Annotated in this window: 5 protein-coding genes; 2 read left to right on the top strand and 3 right to left on the bottom strand. The window is 44.3% G+C overall.

The window, feature by feature from the left end; genetic code table 11:
• Both D5R40_RS36705 and D5R40_RS32445 read left to right on the top strand, forming a co-directional pair.
• A partial coding sequence (locus D5R40_RS36705) for a hypothetical protein (protein ID WP_205127829.1) occupies positions 1 to 261 on the top strand: 261 nt, incomplete at its 5' end.
• Positions 237 to 635, top strand: a complete 399-nt coding sequence (locus D5R40_RS32445) for a LytR/AlgR family response regulator transcription factor (RefSeq protein WP_161565169.1) — start codon at positions 237 to 239, stop codon at positions 633 to 635. The genes D5R40_RS36705 and D5R40_RS32445, both read left to right, overlap by 25 nt.
• 80 nt (positions 636 to 715) lie before the next feature.
• On the opposite strand, the gene D5R40_RS32440 is transcribed toward D5R40_RS32445, so the two are convergent.
• The 3 genes from D5R40_RS32440 to D5R40_RS36700 form a co-directional block, all read right to left on the bottom strand.
• Entirely contained in the window at positions 716 to 1,021 is a 306-nt protein-coding gene (locus D5R40_RS32440) for a hypothetical protein (RefSeq protein WP_124155844.1), read from the bottom strand.
• A 19-nt stretch (positions 1,022 to 1,040) separates the two neighbouring features.
• Positions 1,041 to 1,811: a hypothetical protein gene (locus tag D5R40_RS32435; protein ID WP_124155843.1), complete on the bottom strand. Its 771-nt coding sequence runs from the start codon at positions 1,809 to 1,811 to the stop codon at positions 1,041 to 1,043.
• Positions 1,808 to 2,112, bottom strand: a 305-nt coding sequence (locus D5R40_RS36700; RefSeq protein ID WP_205127828.1) for a hypothetical protein, incomplete at its 5' end; no start/stop codon positions are given. The genes D5R40_RS36700 and D5R40_RS32435, both read right to left, overlap by 4 nt.

Genomic DNA, 2,112 nt, shown 5'->3' with positions numbered 1-2,112 from the left:
ATCTATGAATTCATCGTAGGCAGGGTATTGAAGCTCAAAGGAGAATTGGGGAAATGGACACTGGGGAAATGGATGCTCAACAACCTGGGCATCATGTTCGTCATAAGCCTTGTCAATTTCCTGTATGCACGCTGGGTTTTCTTTGGATTTATTCAATGGGACCTCTACCCTGCTATGCTCTACGGCACCTTAATGATCGGCATTATTCCCATCACCGTTCTGGGAGCATTTATCGTATGGCAGCAGGAAAGGAAGTTATAGGCATTGCTGAGCATCTGAATCAAAGAGAATCTGTTAAGGTTCCGAGGGCAAATGAAGAAGACAAATTGCTATTTGACATTCCAAGTAGCCAGATTCGCTACATACAGGGATTGCAGAACTATGTAAGCTTAGTTTATGTAGATAATTCAGGTAGCATAAAAAAGAAAACCGAACGAGCAACGCTGAAAAATATCCTCGATCAATTGGAGGGGAGTTCCATTGTCCGTTCGCACAGATCCTTTCTCGTTAACCGTGCCAGCATCCTTTCCGCTTCCGGCAACGCACAAGGCCTCCTCCTAACGCTCAGCGATTGCGATCAGGAGGTTCCGGTTTCCCGCACCTACGTCCCACTTTTCAGAACCCAGCTGGCCTAAACCTCCTATCTCTGATATTCTTTCCCCAAATCTTCGGGAAAACGCGCAATCTTTAAACATATTTTAGCAAAATTGCCTTCTTATTGATATGGAAAAGACTTTGGAAAAAGCCATAAGCGTACACCAGAAAGTAAAGGAGCTGCTCGAACAATTGTGCCAAGGCCTGTATGAGCGAGAAGAAGCCGTTCGGCTGACCTTGTTGAGCGCAGTTGGAAGTATTCGTAGTATTGTTCCTTGAGGCTGGGAATGATGTGCTTGTGAGGGTCGAATTTGTTCTGGAGGTACTGGATAATGTAGGTACGCCTCCGCCTGTCCAGCAGATTCCCAAACTCAATGAAGCGTTTGTATTCCTGTTCCAGCTCTTTTTCAATTTCCTGTACGGCCACTTCGAATCCAGATTATAGGCTAAACATTGGTGTAAGCAAATTGCAGTTTCTCCAGACTCAGTTGAAGCTGCTGCAAATGACTTCTCACTTCCTCAAAATTCTTCTTTACAATCTCAGCAAATTCAGGATCGACAAATAGGTTTTGGTCCAGGGCATCAATCTCTACGGGCTGGTTTTCTTTCATGTTTTCCAGCTGTTGGCTAATGAAAGCGTTGAGCTGTTGAAAGCGCTCGTCCCAGAATTTCTGAACGATGTCGTGGGGTTTTTTACTGAGGTATTCGGTTTTTTCAATTAAGCGGGTTTCCAGTCGGTAGACGATGGTAGCCGAATTGTGGTGAACCTCGATGCTGTTCTCGACTTTTCCTTTGGCGGCCATGATTTTGTTGACCAGGTTTTTTTGTTCGTCAAAAAAATTGGTAACACTTGGTTCATCTATGGAAAGTGTTCGGTATTGATCGATTTTTACCAGGCTGCCCTGAAATTTATTGTCTTGCTTATCCAGTCGAAAGTATTCGTCTTCTACCGGAATGAGCTTCTCTACGGTTCGGGTATTAGGGATGCGGATTTCCTTTTCCACTTCTTGCTGAAACTCCTGTACTTCCTTTTTCAAAGCGGATAAATTGACCGCCATGGTGTAGCCGTGTTTGGCAATTGCGTCTGCCAGAATGTCTCGTATGATCTGTTGATGATCGGGAATGCTCCACAGGCAATGATTCATGAGGAAGCAATCCATGAGGTCTACCTTGTTTCGACCATTCAGGAAAGCTGAGCTACGCATCAGGCGGATCATTTTTTTCCACCTTCTGTCATTGATGATGATGGGACATTATGCTCTTCGATTTTGACCTTTACTACTTGAATAGTATTCAACACTTCCGGACCTACTTCTACTTTATCGATGAGGCTACTCCATTCGTCCAGCTCACGATTGCTGAGTTTTAGTTTCTCTGAAATATCGTCTTCATACACATCCTTCACATCTGTGATCATAGTAAGGAAATTCCCAAACTGCTTGATGTTTCCCATCTCCAGCCTTAGTAAAAAGCGATCCCAAATGGGAGCCAGATTGGCGTTTTTGGGAGGAAGCTCAT

The organism is Okeania hirsuta (assembly GCF_003838195.1).
GTDB lineage: Bacteria > Cyanobacteriota > Cyanobacteriia > Cyanobacteriales > Microcoleaceae > Okeania > Okeania hirsuta.
This window is presented reverse-complemented; position numbering and strand designations above follow the sequence as displayed.

Excerpts from the sequence above, each read along its gene's own strand:
- D5R40_RS32445 (WP_161565169.1), top strand. The coding sequence starts at position 237 with ATGGCAGCAGGAAAGGAAGTTATAGGCATTGCTGAGCATCTGAATCAA.
- D5R40_RS32435 (WP_124155843.1), bottom strand. The coding sequence starts at position 1,811 with ATGATCCGCCTGATGCGTAGCTCAGCTTTCCTGAATGGTCGAAACAAG.